Origin of the sequence: Kitasatospora sp. NPDC004799 (genome assembly GCF_040609095.1) — a bacterium.
In the GTDB taxonomy this organism is placed as follows: Bacteria; Actinomycetota; Actinomycetes; order Streptomycetales; family Streptomycetaceae; genus Kitasatospora.
This window is the reverse complement of record NZ_JBEXJK010000702.1, coordinates 1-2,200: the sequence shown is the minus strand read 5'-3', so window position 1 is coordinate 2,200 and position 2,200 is coordinate 1. Positions and strand designations below refer to the sequence as shown.

Genomic DNA, 2,200 nt, shown 5'->3' with positions numbered 1-2,200 from the left:
GGGCGTGCCCGGGGGCGTGCCCGAGGCCGATCCGCTGCTGGCGGCGCTCGCCGCGCCCGTCGCCGCGCCGGTGGACCCCGCCGTCCTCGCGGAGCAGGAGGCCCACCGGGTCCGCCGCCGCAAGGCCGCCGTGCGCTGGGGCGGCGCCGTCCTGGTGTTCGCGCTCGCGGGCACCGGCAGCGCGCTGGCGGTCACCGCGCCCGAGCGCACCGACCTGCCGGGCCTGGCCACCGCGAGCGACGGCCGCTACACCTTCGCGCCGCTGACCCTGCCGCCGCTGCCGTCCGGCAAGGCGGCCCCGGACGACAAGGGCAAGTCGCTGCACTACGCCGACCTGCGCCACCTGCTGCTGCCCGCCCCGAAGGAGGCCGGCGGCTCGCTGACGCCGCCCGTCTTCCCGGCTCCCTCGGGGACGCCCGCCGCCTCGGGATCGCCGACCGCTTCGGCGTCCCCGGCCGCATCCCCCACGGCCGCCGCCCCCGCCGGCGCGTTCGGCCAGTGGGTGCCCTGCGACGCGCTCGCCGACGAGCAGCAGGACCCGGCCAAGGCCCGCGTCCTGCTGCTGGAGAACGCCTGCCGCGCGGCCACCGTCCGGGAGTGGACCGCCTCCGACGGCACCCGCACCCAGATCCGGCTGCTGCGCTTCGGCTCCGTCCGGGAGTCCTGGAGCGCGTTCGCCGACCTGCGCGCCAAGGGCCGCCCCAAGGCGGCCGCCGACACCAGGAGCACTCCTCACGACGACTGGAACACCCCCGACGGCATGAGCCTGACCACCGTGGAAGCCACCACGGCCGGCTCCAAGGGCGCCCCGACCGCCCGCGTCGCCTACCTCTCCGCCGCCGACGTGCTCGCCGTCGTCACCATGACCAACCCGGCCGGCGTGCCGACCGCGCCCTTCCGGCAGGTCGTCACCCTCCAGGCGGAGCTGCTGGCCTGACGTCGGACGGATCGGTGGCCGGGCCGGTTCCCCTCGGGGAGCCGGCCCGGCCCCGTTGTCCCGTCTGGAACAGGATCGGGATATTTTCCGCACCGCCCCGTGAACGACCCCCCTCTACGGTGATCACACAGCACATCGGAGACCGCACCCACCGAACGACAGCAGGAGAAACCGCATGCGTACGCGCCGCCTCGTCCTCACCGCCGCCGCCGTCGCGGCGATCGCCGCCACCGCCACGGCCTGCGGCCCGGACAGCAGCGACGCGAGCCCCGCCCCCGCCGCCACCGGCCCCGCGGCCACCGCCACCGCGCCCCCGGCGGCCGCGCCCGCCCCGGCCGGGACGTCCCCGACGAAGGCCGCCACCCCCAAGGCCCCCGCCGCCCCGGCCACCGCCGCCGCCCCGGCCGCCCCGGGGGACAAGAGCGGCTACGGCCAGGCCTGCGGCGCCAACGACCTGGTCTTCGCCGCGAAGACCGAGAGCCAGGCCGGCGGCTACATCCTGATCAGCGCCAAGGCCAAGCCGGGCATCACCTGCACGCTCCCCGGCACCCACCCCGTCGTCGCGTTCGGCTCCGGCGGCATCGAGGCCGCGCCCGTCGAGCACGGCACCGGGGAGCCGATCACCCTCAGCGGCGCCAAGACCGCCTACGCGGGCATCATGGCCAAGACCACCAAGGGCAACCAGGCCGTCGAGTACACCGACGCCGTCATCGGCATCGGCACCCCCGACCCGAACCCGGCGAGCGTCCCCGTCGGCACCACCCCGGTCGACAAGCCGGTCGTCACCAACTGGCACACCCTGCCCAAGGACGCCGTCCCCGTGAACTGACGGACCGTCACATCCCGGGCGGTGGGAGCCGGACGGCAGCGCGATGCCGGAGGCCGTCGGTGTGCTGGCGGCAGGCCCCGGCCACCTTCGAGGGGTACCGGCCCACCCCTGCCGAGGAGCGCGCAGGACGATCACCGTCCGACCGGGAAGCACCGTGCTGTTCGTCGGCGCGCCGGACGTGGTGTCGATCCTCGCCGGCGTCAACGACACGGGCCGGCACACCCTCGACCCCGAGGGGTGCGTGATCCCCGCCGAGCGGTTCGAGGCCGGGTACGACCGCCTCCTCGCGCCCCTCGCCGAGGCGGGCGCGCAGCTGATCCTCGTCGAGCCGTTCCCGCTGCCGGTCCACGGCGTCGTCGACGCCGGCGCCGCACTCGTCGGCGAGGTCGGCCGGGGGCGGGCCGGGCCTCGACGAGCTGGACGGCGCGGGTGCC

Annotated in this window: 2 protein-coding genes and 1 pseudogene; all 3 read left to right on the top strand. The window is 76.7% G+C overall.

Translation table 11 applies throughout. The features are described from left to right. On the top strand, window positions 1–937 hold a 937-nt coding region (locus ABZW03_RS40080), incomplete at its 5' end, for a hypothetical protein (protein ID WP_355269710.1). Window positions 938–1,112: 175 nt separating this feature from the next. Further along, window positions 1,113–1,766, top strand: coding sequence for a DUF4232 domain-containing protein (locus ABZW03_RS40075; protein WP_355269708.1), 654 nt, complete (start codon window positions 1,113–1,115; stop codon window positions 1,764–1,766). Between the two features lie 154 nt (window positions 1,767–1,920). After that, window positions 1,921–2,200: pseudogene (locus ABZW03_RS40070) on the top strand (hypothetical protein); the annotation flags it as partial.